This window comes from Streptomyces sp. NPDC060049 (genome assembly GCF_042736715.1).
GTDB lineage: Bacteria > Actinomycetota > Actinomycetes > Streptomycetales > Streptomycetaceae > Streptomyces.
The window spans coordinates 315,386-333,382 of record NZ_JBHWVV010000009.1 but is presented as its reverse complement, the minus strand read 5'-3'; the positions used below and the strand labels follow the sequence as shown (position 1 = coordinate 333,382).

The window sequence follows — 17,997 nt, the reverse complement described above, 5'->3', positions numbered from 1 at the left end:
CTCGTGGGTAACATCGGGCCTCATGAGCGCTGAACAGATGAACGTGGGCGAACTGCTCGCCGCGACCGTGCCGATGGCCAAGACCCTGAACCTCCAGTTCCTGGAGACCACCCCCGAGCGTGCGGTCGTCCGGCTGCCGGACCAGCCCGACTTCCACAACCACCTCGGCGGCCCGCACGCCGGCGCCATGTTCACGCTGGCCGAGTCCGCGAGCGGCGCGATCGTCCTGGCCGCCTTCGGCGACCAGCTCTCGCGCGCGGTACCCCTCGCGGTCAAGGCCGAGATCGGCTACAAGAAGCTCGCCAAGGGCGTCGTGACGGCGACCGCCACCCTCGGCCGCCCGGCCGCCGAGGTCGTCGCCGAACTCGACGCGGGCGGCCGCCCCGAGTTCCCCGTCACCATCGCCATCCAGCGCGAGGACGAGGCCGTGACGGGCGAGATGGTCGTCGTGTGGACGCTGCGCCCCAACGCGTGACGCGGACGGCGCGCGGCGGCGAGTGACGCCGCGCCGCGACCCGGCACACGGTCCCGGCCGCAGCGCCGGCGCCGTGGCCGGGAAGGTCGACCGGGTCTAGAGTCCCTCCCACAACGGATGGAGGGGGTCCCGTGACAGGCCGGGCCAAGGTCAGCATCAGTCTCGACGCCGAGCTCGTGGTGGAGGTGATGGTCCTCGCCGGCGTGGGTTCGCCCCAGGACGCCGTGGAGGCCGTCGTTCGCGACTACATCGAGCGCGGCCACCGCACCGAGGCCCGGGTCCAGCGCCAGGACGAGCCCCGGCGGAACGCCGACATCGTGCAACAGCCGCCGCAGGGCTGAACCTCGGCGGGCCGGTGGCGCGCCTGAGGCGGACCCGCGCGGACCCCGGAGCACAGTGGGCGGCGGGAGCGGTCCGGCGCGGGCCGCTCCCGCCTCCGACGCCGATGCCCGCGCCGCAGGGAGCGCCCCGTGAGCGAGGCCGTGTCCAGACGCCGTGCCATGAGCCTCCTCGGCGCGGTGGCCGCCGTCGGCGCCGCCGGCTGCGTACCGGCTCCGCCACCCGGCACGCAGCCCCGTAGGGCCGTCGCCGCCGCCGCTCCCCGGGCCGCCGCCGCCCGGATCGACGGTCTCCTGGAGCGGCTCACCCTGGAGGAGAAGACCGTCCTGCTGCACGGCGGACCGGACCCCACTCCGCTCGGCCAGGCCGGCTACGTGCCCGGCATCCCGCGCCTGGGCATCCCCGCGCTCCGCCTCGCGGACGGGCCCGCCGGGATCCGCGTCACCGAACACGCCACCGCCCTGCCCGCGCCCGTCCTGCTCGCCTCCGCCTTCGACCCGGCGCTGGCACGCGAATACGGCCGGGTCATCGGACGGGAGGGCCGCGCGCTCGGCCAGGACGTCGTGCTCTCGCCGATGGCCAACCTCATCCGCACCCCGTACGCCGGACGGAACTTCGAAGCCTTCTCGGAGGACCCGAAGCTCACGGCCGACCTGGTGGCCGAGGTCGTCCGGGGCATCCAGGACGAGGGACTCATCGCCGCCGTCAAGCACTTCGCCCTCAACAACCAGGAGAAGGGCCGCGACACCGTCGATGCGATCGCGACCGATCAGACCCTCCACGAGACGGAGCTACGGGGCTTCGAGGCCGCGGTGGCCGCCGGCGCGGGGGCTGTCGCGGGCGCCTGCAACAAGGTCAACGGCGTCTACGCCTGCGAGAGCAAGCCGCTCCTTGACGAACTGCTCCGCGGGCGCTGGGGGTTCGACGGCTGGGTGGTGTCCGACCGGGACGCCGTCCACAGCACCGTCGCCTCGATCGGCGCCGGACTCGACATGGAGTTGCCGGGCGGTACCCACTACGGCGCCCCGCTGCGCGAGGCCGTGCGCGGCGGCTCCGTCCACGAGAGCGCCGTGGACCTCGCGGTCCGCCGGATCCTGGTCACGATGGACCGCTTCGGGCTGCTCGCCGAGCGCCCCGCCGCCCGGCCGGCCCGGGACGCGGCGGCCGGGGCCGGGGTCGCCCGCCAGGTGGCCGTGGCCGGCGCGGTCCTGCTCCGCAACGAGCGCGCGACGCTGCCGCTGACGGGAGCCGCGGCCCGCTCGGTCGCCGTCATCGGCCCGACCGGGCAGACCCCCTTCGTCAGCGGCGGCGGCAGCGCCCACGTGGTCCCGGACAAGGCCGCGGGACCCCTCGCCGCGATCCGGCAGCGGGCCGGGAAGGGCTCCACGGTCGGCTACGCGCTCGGCGAGGACCTGTACGGGCGCCCGCTGCCGGCGCGGCTGCTGACCCCCGCCGCCGCCCTCGACGACCGGAGCGTGGACGCGGGACGGACCTGGACCTACGCGGGGACCTTCCGGCTGACGGCCGACGACGAGTGGACCCTGCTGATCCACTACACCGAGAAGCGGCCGAGCGTCCGGCTCGACGGGGAGGAGCTGTTCCCCGTGCGCCAGGGCGTGGCCGAGTACTTCACCGGCGGACTCCTGGGCACCGCGCCCGACGGGCTCACCGTCCGCCGCCGCACGCTCGCGCTCAAGGCGGGCGTCCACCGGCTCGCCGTCAGCGCCGAAGGCGGACCGAGGGGACAGCGGCTGCGGCTGCGGCACACCACGAAGGCCACCCGGGCAGCCGACCTCGCCGAGGCGGTGAAGACAGCCCGGGCGGCCCGCAGCGTGGTGCTGTTCGCCTACGAGGACGCCACCGAGGGCAGCGACCGCACGTCGCTGGGGCTTCCGGGCGGCCAGGCCGCGCTGATCGAGGCGGTGGCCTCCGCCAATCCGCGCACCACGGTGGTGCTCAACACCTCCTCCAGTACGACGATGCCGTGGCTGCCCCGCACCGGAGCGGTCCTCCAGATGTACTACCCGGGCCAGGAGGGCGCCGGCGCCACCGCCGAGGTGCTCTTCGGTGACGCGGACCCGGGCGGCCGGCTCACCCAGACCTTCCCGGCCGACGAGCGCGCGAGCCCGGTGGGAGCGGACCTGACGCGCTACCCGGGAGTGGGCGGGCGCCAGGAGTACTCCGAGGGCGTCCACGTGGGCCACCGCTGGTACGACGCGCAGCGTGTGGCTCCCCTCTTCCCGTTCGGGCACGGACTCTCGTACACGACGTGGGAGTACGAGAAGCTCACGGTCCGACCGGGCGGAGCCCATGGCCGGAGCGGCGGGCTGCGCGTGGAATTCACCGTGCGCAACACCGGGCGGCGCAAGGGCACCGAGGTGGCCCAGGTGTACGTGGGCCGGTCCCCGGACCTGAAACTGGACCAGCCGGTGCGGGCACTGGCCGGCTACCGGCGGCTCACCCTCGCGCCCGGCCAGGCGCAGCGGGTCGTCCTGGACATCGACGCCCGCACGCTGTCGTCCTGGGACCCGGAGCGGGACGCGTGGGTGCTGGGAACCGGCCGTCGCGAGGTGTTCGCGGGCCGTTCCTCGCGCGAACTGCCGCTGCGGGCCAAGGCTGTGGTGGCGACGGGATAGGCTGCCCGTTCGGCCTGTCACAGGGGGCGGGCCGGCGGAGGACTTTGGAGGACGTACCGGTGCACATCCAGGAATGGCTGGAGACGATTCCGGCGGTCAGCATCTACCTCCTGGTGGGGCTCGTCATCGGGATCGAGAGCCTCGGGATTCCGCTGCCCGGGGAGATCGTCCTGGTCAGCTCGGCGCTGCTGGCCTCGCAGCAGGGGCACATCGACCCCGTGGTGCTGGGCGTCTGCGCGACGACCGGGGCGATCGTGGGCGACTCGATCGGCTACGCGATCGGGCGCAGGGGCGGCAAACCGCTGCTGGAACGGCTGGGACGGCGCTTCCCCAAGCACTTCGGGCCGGACCAGGTGGCCGTCGCGGAGCGCTCCTTCGACAAATGGGGCATGTGGGCCGTCTTCTTCGGGCGGTTCGTGGCACTGCTGCGGATCTTCGCGGGGCCGCTGGCGGGCGTGCTGCACATGCCCTACTGGCGGTTCCTGATCGCCAACGTCCTCGGCGGGATCCTGTGGGCGGGCGGCACGACGGCAGTGATCTACTCGATCGGGATCGTCGCCGAACCGTGGCTGAAGGGCTTCTCGTGGGTGGCTCTCGCGCTGGCGCTGCTCTTCGGGATCGGGGTGACGGTGGTCGTGCGCGGGCGGATGAAGAAGGCGGCCGCGGCGGCGCGTGCCGAGACCGCCGCTCCGGACCCGGAGCCTGCTCCGGCCGCTCCTGCCGTGCTCGCCGACTGATCGGCCCGTCCCCCGCCCCCTGAGGGAGGGCGGGGAGAGGCGCTTTACGCGTCCGGGGTCACCGAGGCGCGGTGCTGCCCGGCCAGCTCGGTGTACATGAGGGCGTTGACCTTGATGCCCTCGCGCTCCTCCGCGGTCAGCTCGCGCCGCACCTTCGCCGGAACGCCGGCGACCAGCGAGCCGGGCGGGACCACCATGCCCTGCGGGACCAGGGCCTGGGCCGCCACCAGCGAGCCGGCGCCGATCACCGCGCCGTTCAGGACGGTGGCGCCCATCCCGATGAGGCAGTCGTCCTCGACCGTGCAGCCGTGCACGACGGCGTTGTGGCCGATGGAGACGCGCTCGCCGATGGAGACCGGGAAGCCGGGATCCACGTGCACGGTGCAGTTGTCCTGCACGTTGCTGTCGGCGCCGAGGGTGATCGGTCCGCAGTCCGCGCGGAGCACCGCCGAATACCAGATGCTCGAGCCCGCGGCCAGGGTGACGTCGCCGACCACGACGGAGGTGGGAGCGGTGAACGCCGTGGGGTCGATCTCGGGGTTCTTCCCGCCGACACCCGCCACGAGTGCCTGGGCCGCCTGCTGCGTCATGTTCTCTTCCTCCGTCGGTACGTCGTGTCGCGCTACGGGCACCGTAGGGCACGCCGGACCCGGCTCCGGAGATGGGGTGAAGATCACGGCGCGGTCCGGGCATCCGGCGCGCTACGGTGACCCGGTGGCGAAGAACCAGAACACGTTCTCATCCCTGACGGCCCTGCGCCGCCGGCTCGCCGGCCGCGCCGTCCATGCGGGCTGGCGCTGGATGCAGCGGGCCGGCGCCGTGACCGCACAGACCCCGGGAGGACTGCGCTTCCGCGCGATCGGGCACGGCACGCGCCTCGCCTTCCCGCAGGGCACGGTCTTCGGGGAACCGTGGATCGAACTCGGCGACCACTGCATCATCGGCGAGCAGGTCACGCTCACCGCCGGGATGATGCCGGACCTCGACCTCGGCGCCGAGCCGATGCTCGTCCTGGGCAACGGCGTGGTCATCGGCCGGGACAGCCACGTCATCGCCGACACCCGGATCACCATCGGCAACGACACCTTCTGCGGTCCCGGGGTGTACATCACCTCCACCAACCACAGCTACGACGATCCGCACGAGCCCGTCGGCAAGCAGTGGCCGCGCAGCGCCCCGGTGGAGATCGGCCCCGGCTGCTGGCTGGGCACGGGCGCGGTGGTCCTTCCCGGCGCTCGGCTGGGCCGCAACGTCGTGGTGGCCGCGGGGGCGGTCGTACGGGGAGACGTGCCGGACCACGCCGTGGTGGCGGGCGCGCCGGCGAGGATAGTGCGCCGCTGGGAGCCCGAGACGGGCTGGCAGCCCCCCCTGCGGACCCCGGCACCGGTCCCGATCCCCGACGGGGTGACGCCGGAGCAGCTCCGCGCACTGGCGGACCTGGCGGAGACGGAATGAGCACCGCGAGCGTGCCCGTGCTCCGGGTGGACGCGACGCCGTCCGCCGCCGGACTCGTACTGCGGCCGTGGGGCGAGGCGGACGCCGAGGCGCTCGTCGAGGCGCACCGGGATCCGGCGATGCGGCACTGGCTGACGCACCACGTCGACGGAGTCGAGGACGCGCGGCGGTGGCTGGAGGAGCAGCGCATCGGCTGGGAGAACGGGAACCGGTGTGGTTTCGCGGTGTACGAGGTCCCGCGCGAGGGCTCGTACGACGGCGCGCTGGTCGCCGGTGTGGTGCTGAAACGGACCGGCGCCGACCCGGACTCGACGGAGGTCGGCTACTGGACGGCGGCACCCGCCCGGGGCCGCGGGGTCGCCTCCCGGGCCCTCGAAGCCGTCACGGCCTGGGCGTTCGAGGCGTTCGCGGCCGAGTGCCTGGAGCGGATCGGGCTGGTGCACCAGGTGGACAACGCGGCGTCCTGCCGGGTCGCGGAGAAAGCCGGCTTCGCCTTCGACCGGATCCTTCCCGCGACCGGACCCTGGCCCCTGGACGGCCACCGGCACGTCAGGCACGCGCAGGCCCGGCGGGACTCTCGGAACACGCGCTAAGGGCTGTCCGTAGTCCCCGGCGGGCGCACGACGACAGCTACGGCACCTCGCCGCGTTGTCGGAACGCCCGAATATGCCCGGTGTGCGGACGCTCCTCCGCCTTGCGGGGCACCGCATCTGACGCCGCGCGCTGATCCACCGGGGCTTACGGGACAGCCTTTAGCCGGCCGCGAGGAGGACCGTGCCCGCCAGGGCCAGGCCCGCGCCCGCCGCCTGGACGGTGCGCAGTCGTTCCTTGAGGACGGCGAAGGCGGCGAGCGCGGTGATCACCGGGTAGAGCGAGGAGAGCACGGCGGCCACCGTGACCGGGCCGTGCTGGGCGGCGATCGAGTAGGTGCCGTTCGCCGCGACGTCGGCGAGTCCGACGAAAGCCAGCGCCGGCGCCAGCCCCCACAGGAGCCGCAGGCCGCCCGTGCCCACCGGGAGGGCCGGGGTACCGCGCCGGGTCCGGATCCACAGGGCGGTGCCGCCGACGGCGACGTTGGTCACGCGCTGCACGAAGAGCGCGAGGAACAGGCCGGGGACGGTGGAGGAGGCGGGCGCGATCAGCGCCATCACCGCTCCGAAGCCGAAGGCCGCCACGAGGGTGAGGACGACCGCCTGCCGCTGGACGGGAGCGCCGCGCAGCTCCGGCCCGCCGGCGAGGACGATGCCGACCACGGCCACCGCGATGCCGGCGAACTGGCCGGGGCCGGGCCGCTCGCCGAGCAGCAGTCCCGCGCCCACCGGTACCACCACGCCGAGGGAGCCGAGCGGGGAGACCACCCCCATGGGGCCGAGGGCGAGGGCCTTGTAGAAGCTGAGCATCGCGACCGGCCCGACCAGGCCCGCTCCCACCGCGAACCAGAGCTGCGGCCCGGCCTCCCGCCACGCGCCGGTGCCCAGTACCACCGCGCCGAGCGCGGCGACGGCGAGGACCTGGGAGGCGACCACCACGGTGAGGGCCGGAATCCGGCGGGTCAGCAGCCCGCCCCCGAAGTCGGCGAGGCCCCACAGGACGGCTGTGGCCAGGGCGAACAGGGCGGTCATTGGCGGGCCTCGCAGTACAGTGCGTTGAACGGTGGAGTACATGGTGGAGTACGACGCACGATAGTTCAGTCTGTTGGACTCTGTCATCTAAAATATTGGACGGAATGGTGTCGGACCTCGAACAGCTCACCCAGGCGCTGGCCCGCAACCTCAAGCGCTGGCGCGGGGAGCGCGGTTTCACCCTGGAGGCCCTCGCCGCCCGCGCGGGGGTGAGTCGCGGCATGATCATCCAGATCGAGCAGGCACGCACGAACCCCAGCGTCGGCACCACGGTCAAACTGGCCGACGCGCTCGGCGTCAGCATCACCACGCTGCTCGACTACGAGCGCGGCCCCAGGGTGCATGTGGTACTGCCGGGGCAGGAGGTGCGGATGTGGTCCACCGAGGGGGGCAGCGGCGCGAGCATGCTGCTCGGCGACGACCGGCGCGGTCCGGTGGAGATGTGGACCTACCGCCTGGAGCCCGGCGAGGGCACCGCCTCCGACCCGCATCCCTCCGGCACCTTCGAGATGCTGCACGTCACGGCGGGAGAACTGACGCTGGTGATCGGCGACGACCGGTACGCCGTACCGGCCGGCGGGGCCGTCTCCTTCGAGGCGGACGCCCCGCATGCCTATCGCAACGAGGGTCCCGCCCCGATGGAGATGACGATGGCGGTCTCCATCCCCCCGGTGGCCACCCAGGGGTAGCCGGCGGGGGCGTGAGCCGCGGCGCCGGGCCTCAGAGCGCGGGGATCTCGATCGCCGGGCAGCGGTCCATGATCATGTCCAGTCCGGCCGCCCGGGCGCGGTCGTAGGCCGCCTCGTCGATCACGTTCAGCTGGAACCAGACCGCCTCCGCACCCTTCGCGACGGCCTCGTCCGCGACGGCGCCCGCCAGGGCGCTGTTCACGAAGACGTCCACCACGTCCACCTTGAACGGGACCGCCTCGAGCGAGGGGTAGCCCTGCTCGCCGTGGACCGTCTCGGCCTTGGGGTGCACGGGGACCACGCGCTTGCCGTACCGCTGCAGGACCTGTGCCACGCGGTAGGCGGCCCGGTCCTCGTTGTTGGACAGGCCCACCACGGCCCAGGTGTCGCCGAGCTCGGTGAGGACCTTGCGGATGGTTGCCGGATCGCCGTACACGTGTGCCGCCTCCTGCTGCTTGGGCGGGCGTACCGCTGCGCACGCCCGCTGACTACTGCCAGGTCGGTCAACAGAAAAGACGCATGTGCGATTCCCCGTAGGGTGGACGGGTGAAGGCAGACCAGTACGTGACGGTGGCCCGTGAGGGCGTGCACGAGTCGGAGATCAACCGCTCGCGGTTCCTGTGCTCGCTCGCGCCCGCCGCGACCGAGCGGGAGGCGCAGGAGTTCGTCGCCCGCGTCCGCAAGGAGCACCCCACCGCCACGCACAACTGCTACGCCTACGTCATCGGCGCCGACGCCTCCGTCCAGAAGGCCAGCGACGACGGCGAGCCCGGCGGCACCGCCGGTGTTCCGATGCTGCAGATGCTGACGCGCAGGGACGTCCGCTACGCCGTCGCCGTCGTCACCCGCTACTACGGAGGGGTCAAGCTCGGTGCCGGCGGGCTCATCCGTGCCTACGGGGGAGTCGTCGGCGAAGCGCTCGACGCGCTGGGCACCGTCACCCGCCACCGCTACCGGCTGGCCACCGTCACCGTCGACCACCAGCGGGCGGGCAAGACCGAGAACGACCTGCGCTCCACCGGCCGGACCGTGCTGGACGTGCGCTACGGGTCGGCCGTGGAGATCGAGATCGCCCTGCCCGAGGCCGACGTGCCCGCCTTCGCGGCCTGGCTCGCCGACAGCACCGCCGGCAGCGCCACCCTCACCCCCGGCGGGGAGACCTACGCGTCCTGAGCGCCCGCGGCGGCCGGAGGGACGCCGGGGAAGCATTGGCGTAGAGGGGTTCGGGGTCCATCAGCAGGTGACGCCGCAGCGACCGTCTCCCACAGCGGTACCGCGAGGCCATGTCCGCCTCGCGGTGGATGCCCAGCACCTCGGTGACCTCGTACTCGAAGGAGCCGTCACCCGGGGCCGCGCCTGCGAGCTGTAGTTCCTCCGTGGTGTCCACCCGGGCCGTCATGCCCGACCGGAAGACCCAGCCGGAGTTCCCGTCGCTGCGGGTGAACCCGGCGGCCACATGACGGTTGGTCATCACCGCCTTCCCGGCCGACCGGGAAGGCGGTGCCCACCCAGTCCAGGGAGGGGTGCCCGGTCACCTCCACCCGGCCGACCCGGGCGATGGACTCCCTGATGGGGGCGCGGTGCCCGTCGGGCACCGCCCGGTCGTCCGTCGGCGTGGCGAAGTCCTGGCCCTGCACCAGCAGCGCGGGGCGGCCCTCCAGCAGGGCGATGGCCTCCACCCCGAAGTGCTCGTCCTCGTCGATCTCGTCGTCGCGGCCCTCGGCCGGCTTCTCCAGCCCCCGGGCCCCGCCGCCGGCACCCGGTCCCGTTCCTCCCGGGCGAATCGCGAGATCTGCCCGGCCGGGGCGGCGGCGTCTCCGCCAGGGAGATCCTCGGCGGACTCCATGATCTCCGCGTCCCGGCGGTCACGGATGCGTGCGGCAACGGCCGCCAGGTCGTCGAAGACCTGCGCCGGGTCGGTCGCCACGGGTGAACGGCTGGACATCTCACACCTCGGGTTGCATCTGTCCGGCGAGCGCTGCCTGTGCCGCCGTGATCTCGGCGTACACCTCGGGGCTGTTCTGATGCAGGTGGCGCAGGACACTGCTCATCTGGGTGCCGACGTTCACGAACGCCGTGCTCTTGCCCCGGAAGCTGACGTCCTCGACCCGGCGGGCGCCGCGGTGCAGCGCGACCACGGTCCAGTCATCGGTGAGGACGGGCGATCCCGAGGAGCCGGCGCGGGTGTCGGTGAAGTAGCGCAGGTCCCGCTCGTCCGCTTCGTAGACGAGGTTGTTGCGCAGGGCGATCCGTTTGGGCCGGCCGCCCGGGTGCTGGATGACGTTGACCGCCACCGGCTGGTCCCTGGTCACCTTCAGCGGTTCGGTGGCCACCCGCAGGACGGTCTGCGGGGCGCTCTGGCCGTCCGCCAGCCGCAGGACCGCGTAGTCGAGGGCCTCGTCCGAGGCGAGCAGGGCGCCGCCGGGCACCTCCTCGCTATACGAGATGTCGTCCAGGTAGTCGAAGCGGCACGTGGAGTTCTGTGCCTGCAGCTGCAGGTCGGCGGGGTCCACCACGATCCCCTCGGGCCCGGTGCGGTTCCGCGCGGTCACCACGTGGTGGTTGGTGACGAGCAGGTTCGGGGCGATCAGCCAGCCGGTTCCTGCGTGCGGAAAGGCGTGGGGCTGCGGGGAGCCTCCCCGGTACGGGGGAACCTTGATCCGGGCCACGGCGCGGCCGGCCACGTCGCCGCCCTGCAGGAAGAGGAACGGAACCGTGTCGTCCCGGAAGATGATCTCCTCTTTGGCCTCTCCGGTGAACACCACGGGGGCCACGTCCGGCTCGCCCGTCGACTTCCGGATCACCGTGTCCAGGGCGCGGTCGAAGACGGCGACCGCGGTCGCCACCGGGGTCAGCCTGCGGGCGTTCTCCAGCCACTGCTGCAGGGGGACGCTGGAGTCGATGAGCCGTTCCACCTGGTTCATCGCGTTCAGGTCGGAGAGCACCTGCTGGTAGGGGCCGGTGGCGCCGGGCAGAAAGTTCTTGTACTGCGGCGTGATGCCGATGAACAGCAGCTGCCGCTGGCCGGCCAGCTCGGCCTCCATGGCGGCATCCGCGATCGCATAGATCTCTTCGGTCGGCAGATACGGTGTCGCGCTCATGGCTGATCAGGCCGCTCGCGGGCCGTTCCCTTCCAGAGGCGTTTGGCCAGTCGGCCCGGCATCCGGTCCGGCGCCACCGCCCGGGGCTTCCACTGGCCGGGCGGGCCGGTTCTCCGCCGGCCCGGGCACGGGGGCACCGGTGGCCATCGCGGCCGCCACCCCGGAAAGCAGCTCCCCGCTCTGGTCCTTGATCTGCAGCAGGCGCCGGGCCAGCTCGTCGAGGGCGCCGAGCCGCTGGGCCTCGCGCAGGATTCCGGCCGTCCCCGTGGGCGGTGCGTCCGCCGTCGGCGCGGCACCGGCCTCCCGGGGTTCCGGCGGACCGGCCGCGCTCTCCAGGATCGTCAGCAGTGCCTGGCGCAGCTGCGGCTGGTCGGCGACGGCTCGCCGGATGGCTTCGGCGAGGGTGTCCGGTACGGCGTCCTCGGACGCGGGCAGACCCACCACCTCCAGGGTGTGCTCCAGCGCCTTCGGGTCCTGCCGGGACACCTGGGCGGCGGCCAGGCGCACCAGCGCGGAGTTCCGGTTCAGCTGTTCGGCGGGCATGGAACGCAGCTGCCGGGCCAGCTTGGTGCCGGCCTCCGGGTTCTCCTCAGGCGATGCGGCGGTGAGCTTGGCACGGGCCAGCAGCGCGCCCATCGCCTCGAAATCACGGCCGACCCGGGTGGCCACGTCCTCGGCCTCCGCGAGGGCGTGATCGGCCTCGTCGATGTCCCCGTCCTCCTCGGCCAGGCGCGCGGACAGCAGCAGCAACTCGAACTGCAGCTCGGGCTGCCCCCCGTCCTCCGCCCGGTCCACGGCGGCCTCAGCCTCAGCCCGGGCCTCCGTACGGCGTCCCTGCCGGGCCAGGGTCTCCACCAGCAGCGGGTGCAGCCAGCTGCCGGGCGTCCACGGGCGGCGCTCGGCCAGGCGGGCCGCGGCCGCGTCGACGAAGCCCTGGGCCAGCAGGTCCTCGACCTCGCGGGCCGCGAGCTGCTCCCAGTCCTCCTGATCGGCCTGGGCCAGATCCGTCTCCGGGATGTGCCCGCCCATGCGAGCGGTGAGGAAGGCGGCCGACCTGGGCGCCATGTCCTTGCTCGCCCCGGTCAGGAAGCGTTCGACTCCGGGCAGCCAGCGCTGCTCGACCTCCCGCGGGCTCTCGTTGCGCCGCAGCCGGTGGTAGATCTCCTCGGCGCGGGCCTCCAGCCCTTCGCGCTGCTGGTAGTACGTCACCGCACGCTGGTCGACCGTCTTCATCAGCTGGATCTCGTCCCGGTCGGCGAGGCGCAGCATGATGCCGCGCAGGTCCGCACGGTGGCTGACGGCCCCCGGCCCGGCCGGCTCCACGAGGTCGAGGCGGGACAGCAGGCCGAACAGGTGGCGGGCGTGCTCCGGGCCCGCGACCTCGATCCCGCAGGCCTCGGCGAGCACGTCCTGGATCAGCTCCGGGGTGATGGTCCGTAGGGCCAGCGCAGCCTCGGCCAGCAGGCGCACCTCGTCGTTGACGATGTGGCGGAGGATGCGGTCGTACAGGATCCCCTGGACCATCATCTGGTCGACCGCGCGGTAGAGGCCGCGGCGCCTGGCGGGGAGGTCCCCGATCAGCTGGGCCATCGACCCGGCCTCGTTGCCCGTGAGGACGGCCGCTCGTGCGGCCAGCTTCAGGCTGAGCGGATGGCCGCCCACCCGCTCCACGAGGGCCCGGGCCACGCCCTCGTCCTCGACCCCGTTGCAGACGAGGAGCTCCACGGCCGCATCCGCCTCCAGCTCGCCCAGCTCCATGGTCCGCAGCTCGGCCAGGCGGCCCGGGTGCGGGACCGGCGCGCTCCCGGAGACGATGAACCGCAGCCGCGGGTACACCTCCTGCAGCGCGGCCCAGACGGCCCACATTCGGCCGATCATCGGGGAACCGCGGTACTGGGCCTCCTCGAAGGAGTCCACCGCGATCACCAGGGGCGGGCCGGGCTCGCCCGCCGGGACGGCCACCGCCTCGGCGACCAGGGCGGCGACCCGCTGTACGAGTTCCGTCTCCCGGGCCCTCGACTGTGCCTGGAACTCGGCGGACGAGCTCCGTCCGAGGGCTGAGCGGGTGGTGGACAGCGCGTACAGCTCCTCGATCTCTTCCTGCTCCTCGCGCAGGTCGCCGACCGTCTCCTCGCACTCGCGGGCGAGTGCGTCGAAGGCGTCCCGGTGGTGCGGGAACTGGATGCCGAACTGCCGGGCGATCTCCGCGATCAGGGTGGCCGGCTCGTTGATGGAGATGGTGGGGCGGTCGAAGTCGACGTATGCGAAGGGGAAGCCGGGCCGGTAGTCGCGCAGACTGTTCAGCAGGAACTTCGCGAGCAGGGTGCTCTTGCCGACGCCGGCGAGGCCGTGGATCAGCAGTGGGGGCTCAGGGTCCCGGGTGCGGGCCCGGACGAAATCCTGCGACCCGCCGGGCCCCTTCGGCCTCGCGGGTCTCCCGGCCCCCGCCGGTCCGTCCGGTGCCTCCGGCCCGCGGTGCGGCTCCTCGGCGGGCAGGCCGACGTAGGCGCGCAGTTCGTTCAGCTCCGCGGTCCGCCCGTGGACGGGGTCGCGGACGAGCCGTTCCAGGGGCTGCACCAGCCGGGCCCGCTCCATCAGCTGCTGCACGTCATCGGGATCGGGGAGACCGGTCGTGCCGGGCACCTGCGAGAGCCACAGCACGGCCTGCAGGGTGTCGGTGAGCTCGGTGGTGTTCTGGGCCTTCACGGGCGGCGGACTGCCCACGAGGTAGGCGAGGGCCCGGGCCTCGGTGTCACGGCTGCCCGGCCGGGGTGCGGGTGGCGGTGGAGTGAAGTGGTCCTGCCGCCGTCGGAGTTCCCTTTCCGCGGTGCCCTGGATGAGGGCCTGTACGGCGTCCGGGGAGAGGTTCGCGGCCAGCGCCCGGACAGCGGCCTCGGGGCCGGAGAGCCCGCGCAGCGTTGCCTCGCGTACCTCGGGCTTGAGCACCCAGAGGGGATGCTCTCCCATGCCGACCGTCCGGCAGTCGTCGACCAGTTCCAGCTTGGCCTTCCCGCTGGGTTCGGTCTCGTCCGGCAGTCGCAGCCGTCCGGGGTCGAAGTGGGTCAGCAGACAGGCCGCCTCGCGGTAGGACTGGCGCAACTCCGGCACAACTACGGGCTGTTGCTCCTGCGACGTCTGCAGCTCCGTGCGCAGTCGTGCCGCGAACTCCTCGTCGGCGTCAAGGGATTCGTAGACCCGTACGGCCGTCTCCGATGCCGTGCAGATCCGCCGCATGTAGCTGTCCTCACCCGGACCCCGGGCGGCCCGCAGGACCTCGGACACGGCCGTGTCCACGAGCGGGGCCAGCCCGTCGAAGTCCGAGGACGGGACGGGCGGCTCCCGCGACCCGGTGAACAACTCGCGGAAGAAGCAGCGCAGATCCTCCTCCTCCACCACCCGCGCGGTGTCCCAGCTCTGGTACTTGCGTACCTCGTGGGGGAGATGGGGCATCGACGGGGAATAGCCGAGCAGCACCAACCGGGGAGCGGACTCCGGGCGGGCGTTGTCGTAGATGGCCTGAGCGAGCTTTCCGATGCAGTCCCAGACGTCGGAGTTCACATCGAGCTTGTCGCATTCGTCGAACACCAGCCAGAACCGGTCTTCCGAGGCGGTCGCCCAGCGCACCACGCTGTTCGCGTCGTTCTGCAGCCTGGCCTGTGGATCGTTCAACTGTGTTGCGTTCAACGGCGGGGCTCCGGTGCGATGGCCGATCGTTTCGGGGGCTACCCAGGTGGCCAGCTGCTGGAGCACTTCGACGGCCGTGGACGTACGCGAGAGCACCACCCGCACCGGGGTGAATTCGCAGTGCTGCGCGAGGTGGCGGATGTAGGAATAGGTGTACGAGCGTCCGCTGTCGGGTGCGCCGTCGACCAGCAGCACCATTCTTCTCGGGTCGTCGACGAGTTTCCGCACGCTCTGGCGGAGTTCCGCGCGGTCCATGAAGACCTCGGCACCTCCTCCGAGGACGGTGCTGCGGTAGGGGTTTCTTTCGGATCTCCTCAGTTCCAGGTCCTTCTGCAGGGTGTCCCGGTACTCCACGGCCAGGGGCGCGGTGTCGCCCCGCACGCCCACCTCGGTCTGGCGGATCAGGCCGTCGACCAGCAGGTACTGATGATGAATCTTCCGTTTGGCTGCCCGGACGACCTCGACCGCGTTCTCGCCGGCTTTACCTGTGAGCGAGAGGGATTTGATGAATGTTTCATCAAATCCGATGGCTCGGAGGCGAGAGTAGGGGTCGATGTTGTCGAGGAGATACGTCCCCACCCACTCGGTGACGATGTCCCACTGGGGTTCGGTGAGCGGCATTCCGCACCTGCCCGGCCGCCCGTTGAGGGCGGGGAGAGGATCGGCTGAGACATCTCATGGTTTCACTCGGTCTGTTCCGTCGCAAGGCGGCTGAACAGGCCCCGGACCGGATCCCGTACCGGACCGGCGGCCAGGTACGCGCGGATGCCGTGGTGGTTCGGGCTGCTGCCTGCAGCCGGCCCGCGAGCCGCTCCTACGCCGCCGGGTCGCGGGCGGCGCCCTCCTCGGTGCCGGCCGAGGCCGCCGCCTCACGCCGGGCCTCGGCGAGGACCTGGGCCGCGAACTCCTCCGGCGGGGCCTCCGGCCCGGGGCCCAGTACGCCGTCCGGGAGGCGCTCCCCGTGTCGGTGCCGAACAGCGCCCGGTCCCACTGGGACTGGAGCAGTTCCTTACGGACCTTGTTCCCGTTGCCGTTGCCGTTGCCGTTGCCGTTGCCGTGGACGTGGACGACCGTGGGCTCCACAGTCAGTTCTGCATCATGATGTCGTCGTAGCTCTCCAGGCGGTGCCAGCGGTCCCCGGGGGCGCGGACGGGAGGCATCAGGTCCACGTCGGGGAGCGGGCCGAGGTCGAGGCCGGTCACCTCGGCGATGTCCGCCACCGGCACCTGGAAGGTGCGGAAGGGGCCCAGCGGTGGCGGGCCGGCCTTCGCCCCCGCCATGGCCCGCTCGCGGTCCCGGCTGAGGTCGGGGCTCTGGTCGAGGATGTACGCCGTGGAGGCGAGGTTGCCGTCCTGCGTGAAGGCCGCCACCTTCCAGAACCGCAGCGGTACCTGGATGCCGCGGTAGGGCGGGTCGGAGTCGTGCAGCACCGGGCCGGTGAACACGCTCAGCTTCCGGTCGAACTTGGCCGCGTGGTCGAGGAGGAAGTTCTCCAGCCCCAGCCACAGCTTCTTGCCCTGGTTGAACGTGTTCTGCTGCGGGGCCGCGTTGGTGAAGTGGAAGGTGTCGGCGTTGGCCTTGTCGGCCTCGGTGACCGTGCCCCACACCGGGTCCAGCCGGCGCACCAGATGTCCCCTGTCCAGGTCGTTGTCAGCGTAGATCGCCTGGCCGGCCTGCTGGTTCGCCGGGATGCGCGGGTCGAGGTTCCAGTCGTCCTCCCGGTCCACGTTCTCCACCAGCTTCGAGCCGTCGATGCAGACGGCGGTGGAGGCCGCGAACCGGCGGTCGGGGCGGTGGACCACCGTGAAGTGGGTGTACGGCAGAACGATCGTCGGGATGCCGTCGCCGGGCACGGGCAGGGGCACGACCTTGCCCAAGAAGGCCTCGTCGTAGCCGGTGCGATCGCTCAGCGGACCGCGCGAAGCCGTGGTCTCAGGTGAAGTGTTCATAGGATGGAAGTACCGCGCTGCGGTGATCACTCACGGTGTCCGCCGCCAAGTCACTCGAACAGGGGCCACGCTCGGGGGAGCCCCTCGGGGCCGCCGGAGGAGCCCGATCGGGGGGCGTAGGCGCACTCCTGGTTCAGCCGGGTCCGGCCACGGAACGCATGAGGTGACTCCCCGTGACATCCGTGACCCGGTGCCCTGCGCTGCCGCGCCGAAGGAGACCTGCTCACCCTGGAGGCGCTCGAATCGCAGTTCCAGACCAGGGACCCGGCCGAGGTGGAGGCCGCCCCCCGGCTGATGCCGATGCTCAAGCAAGGAGGTCTTCGCCCGTGACCGGGAGTTCTACGCCGGGCTGCAGTGCGAGCCGAGGAACGCACACGACGGGGCGGGCGAGCCCGACGCCCTCCTCATCGGCCTGTCAGGACAATCAGCTCGCCTCGGACGGAGACGTCAACGGCCTGTTCACCGCGCACCTGCTCAAGGTCTGGAACGAAGGGCAGTTCGAGGGCGGGTACCGCTCCTTCCACCGCGCGATCCAGCGCCGCATGCCCGCCATCCAGAGCCCCGACTTCTACCTGACAGGGGAGCCGGCGGCGAGTTTCCTCCGTCAGGAGCGCTTCACGGTCTGAGCATGCGGGGCCCCCGCAACCCGCCTAGCCTGGGACAGGGAGGTGCACTCTCCCCTCCGCGCCTTCAGACGGCTGGCCAAGGGCCGCCGCAGCGAAGGAGGTTGAAGTGAATACGGACATACGCCGGCGGCTCGGCCGGTCGGCCGTCACCCTGGTGCTGGCGGGCGGCCTGCTCGGCGCCGTGGCCCCGGCGGGCTCCGCGAGCACGGCGAGCGGCCCGTACGGGCCGTTCACCTGCAAACAGGGCTATGTGTGGCGCGAGGCGTACACCGGTGACCTGGTGTGCGTGACCCCGGACATCCGGGACCAGTCTGCCCGTGAGAACCGGCTCGGCCCGTCCCGCAAGCAGCCCGGCGGCGGCGCCTACGGCCCGGACACCTGCAAGCCGGGTTACGTCTGGCGCGAGGCCGCACCCTGGGACACGGTGTGCGTCCCGCCGGACAGCCGGGACCAGGCCAAGGAGGACAATGCCGCGGCGGTGTCCCGGCTGGCCTCCACCCCGTGAGCCCGTACCCAGTGAGTCGCACCCCGTGATCCGCACGCCGTGAGCTCCTCCGGTCCGGCAGCCGTGACGCCCGCCCCGCAGACGGGCGTCACGGCTGCCGTCCCTCACAGTCCGCGGCCTGGCCCTCCGGAGGCCCGGGCCGTGCTCGATTCCTCCGGCTGTATCCAATTCCACATCTC

18 protein-coding genes are annotated in these 17,997 nt (G+C 72.4%); 10 read left to right on the top strand and 8 right to left on the bottom strand.

Annotated elements, in window-relative coordinates; translation table 11 throughout:
- The first annotated feature begins 22 nt into the window (after window positions 1-22).
- The 4 genes from ACFWBY_RS19510 to ACFWBY_RS19495 all read left to right on the top strand — a co-directional run bounded on the left by ACFWBY_RS19510 (window position 23) and on the right by ACFWBY_RS19495 (window position 4,187).
- Entirely contained in the window at window positions 23-475 is a 453-nt protein-coding gene (locus ACFWBY_RS19510) for a DUF4442 domain-containing protein (protein WP_385343249.1), read from the top strand.
- A 188-nt stretch (window positions 476-663) separates the two neighbouring features.
- Window positions 664-816: a DUF2191 domain-containing protein gene (locus ACFWBY_RS19505; protein ID WP_385343265.1), complete on the top strand. Its 153-nt coding sequence runs from the start codon at window positions 664-666 to the stop codon at window positions 814-816.
- A 129-nt stretch (window positions 817-945) separates the two neighbouring features.
- On the top strand, window positions 946-3,450 hold the full coding sequence (locus ACFWBY_RS19500) for a beta-glucosidase (protein ID WP_385343246.1): 2,505 nt from the start codon (window positions 946-948) through the stop codon (window positions 3,448-3,450).
- A gap of 59 nt (window positions 3,451-3,509) precedes the next feature.
- The gene (locus ACFWBY_RS19495) at window positions 3,510-4,187 is read left to right on the top strand and encodes a DedA family protein (protein WP_385343243.1); all 678 of its coding nucleotides are present in this window, start codon (window positions 3,510-3,512) and stop codon (window positions 4,185-4,187) included.
- A gap of 44 nt (window positions 4,188-4,231) precedes the next feature.
- Here ACFWBY_RS19495 and ACFWBY_RS19490 read toward each other — a convergent pair whose 3' ends face one another.
- On the bottom strand, window positions 4,232-4,777 hold the full coding sequence (locus tag ACFWBY_RS19490; RefSeq protein ID WP_385343240.1) for a gamma carbonic anhydrase family protein: 546 nt from the start codon (window positions 4,775-4,777) through the stop codon (window positions 4,232-4,234).
- Window positions 4,778-4,901: 124 nt separating this feature from the next.
- Here ACFWBY_RS19490 and ACFWBY_RS19485 point away from each other — a divergent pair, with 124 nt between their 5' ends.
- Window positions 4,902-5,642, top strand: coding sequence for an acyltransferase (locus ACFWBY_RS19485; RefSeq protein ID WP_385343237.1), 741 nt, complete (start codon window positions 4,902-4,904; stop codon window positions 5,640-5,642).
- A complete protein-coding gene (locus ACFWBY_RS19480) occupies window positions 5,639-6,235 on the top strand; it encodes a GNAT family N-acetyltransferase (RefSeq protein ID WP_385343235.1) in 597 nt (198 codons plus the stop codon). The genes ACFWBY_RS19485 and ACFWBY_RS19480 overlap by 4 nt, the downstream gene beginning before the upstream one ends.
- A gap of 159 nt (window positions 6,236-6,394) precedes the next feature.
- Here ACFWBY_RS19480 and ACFWBY_RS19475 read toward each other — a convergent pair whose 3' ends face one another.
- Window positions 6,395-7,264: an EamA family transporter gene (locus tag ACFWBY_RS19475; RefSeq protein WP_385343232.1), complete on the bottom strand. Its 870-nt coding sequence runs from the start codon at window positions 7,262-7,264 to the stop codon at window positions 6,395-6,397.
- A gap of 107 nt (window positions 7,265-7,371) precedes the next feature.
- Between ACFWBY_RS19475 and ACFWBY_RS19470 the strand changes: the two genes are divergently transcribed.
- Window positions 7,372-7,953, top strand: a complete 582-nt coding sequence (locus tag ACFWBY_RS19470; RefSeq protein WP_385343262.1) for a helix-turn-helix domain-containing protein — start codon at window positions 7,372-7,374, stop codon at window positions 7,951-7,953.
- Window positions 7,954-7,984: 31 nt separating this feature from the next.
- Here ACFWBY_RS19470 and ACFWBY_RS19465 read toward each other — a convergent pair whose 3' ends face one another.
- On the bottom strand, window positions 7,985-8,389 hold the full coding sequence (locus ACFWBY_RS19465) for a CoA-binding protein (RefSeq protein ID WP_385343229.1): 405 nt from the start codon (window positions 8,387-8,389) through the stop codon (window positions 7,985-7,987).
- A gap of 110 nt (window positions 8,390-8,499) precedes the next feature.
- Between ACFWBY_RS19465 and ACFWBY_RS19460 the strand changes: the two genes are divergently transcribed.
- Complete coding sequence (locus ACFWBY_RS19460) at window positions 8,500-9,126, top strand: YigZ family protein (protein WP_385343226.1); 627 nt, start codon at window positions 8,500-8,502, stop codon at window positions 9,124-9,126.
- On the opposite strand, the gene ACFWBY_RS19455 is transcribed toward ACFWBY_RS19460, so the two are convergent.
- The 5 genes from ACFWBY_RS19455 to ACFWBY_RS19435 all read right to left on the bottom strand — a co-directional run bounded on the left by ACFWBY_RS19455 (window position 9,095) and on the right by ACFWBY_RS19435 (window position 16,687).
- A complete protein-coding gene (locus ACFWBY_RS19455) occupies window positions 9,095-9,424 on the bottom strand; it encodes a hypothetical protein (protein ID WP_385343223.1) in 330 nt (109 codons plus the stop codon). The two genes, ACFWBY_RS19460 and ACFWBY_RS19455, sit on opposite strands and share 32 nt — an antisense overlap.
- 475 nt (window positions 9,425-9,899) lie before the next feature.
- On the bottom strand, window positions 9,900-11,054 hold the full coding sequence (locus ACFWBY_RS19450; protein ID WP_385343221.1) for a trypsin-like peptidase domain-containing protein: 1,155 nt from the start codon (window positions 11,052-11,054) through the stop codon (window positions 9,900-9,902).
- A gap of 6 nt (window positions 11,055-11,060) precedes the next feature.
- Entirely contained in the window at window positions 11,061-15,359 is a 4,299-nt protein-coding gene (locus tag ACFWBY_RS19445; RefSeq protein ID WP_385343218.1) for an AAA family ATPase, read from the bottom strand.
- A gap of 193 nt (window positions 15,360-15,552) precedes the next feature.
- The gene (locus tag ACFWBY_RS19440; RefSeq protein ID WP_385343215.1) at window positions 15,553-15,729 is read right to left on the bottom strand and encodes a hypothetical protein; all 177 of its coding nucleotides are present in this window, start codon (window positions 15,727-15,729) and stop codon (window positions 15,553-15,555) included.
- 94 nt (window positions 15,730-15,823) lie between these two features.
- Window positions 15,824-16,687, bottom strand: coding sequence for a DNA/RNA non-specific endonuclease (locus tag ACFWBY_RS19435; protein WP_385343212.1), 864 nt, complete (start codon window positions 16,685-16,687; stop codon window positions 15,824-15,826).
- A 326-nt stretch (window positions 16,688-17,013) separates the two neighbouring features.
- Here ACFWBY_RS19435 and ACFWBY_RS19430 point away from each other — a divergent pair, with 326 nt between their 5' ends.
- Both ACFWBY_RS19430 and ACFWBY_RS19425 read left to right on the top strand, forming a co-directional pair.
- The gene (locus ACFWBY_RS19430; RefSeq protein WP_385343209.1) at window positions 17,014-17,313 is read left to right on the top strand and encodes a hypothetical protein; all 300 of its coding nucleotides are present in this window, start codon (window positions 17,014-17,016) and stop codon (window positions 17,311-17,313) included.
- A gap of 106 nt (window positions 17,314-17,419) precedes the next feature.
- Window positions 17,420-17,818 carry a hypothetical protein gene (locus ACFWBY_RS19425; RefSeq protein ID WP_385343206.1) on the top strand — a complete coding sequence of 133 codons (399 nt, stop codon included), beginning with the start codon at window positions 17,420-17,422 and terminating at the stop codon, window positions 17,816-17,818.
- Window positions 17,819-17,997 lie beyond the last annotated feature (179 nt).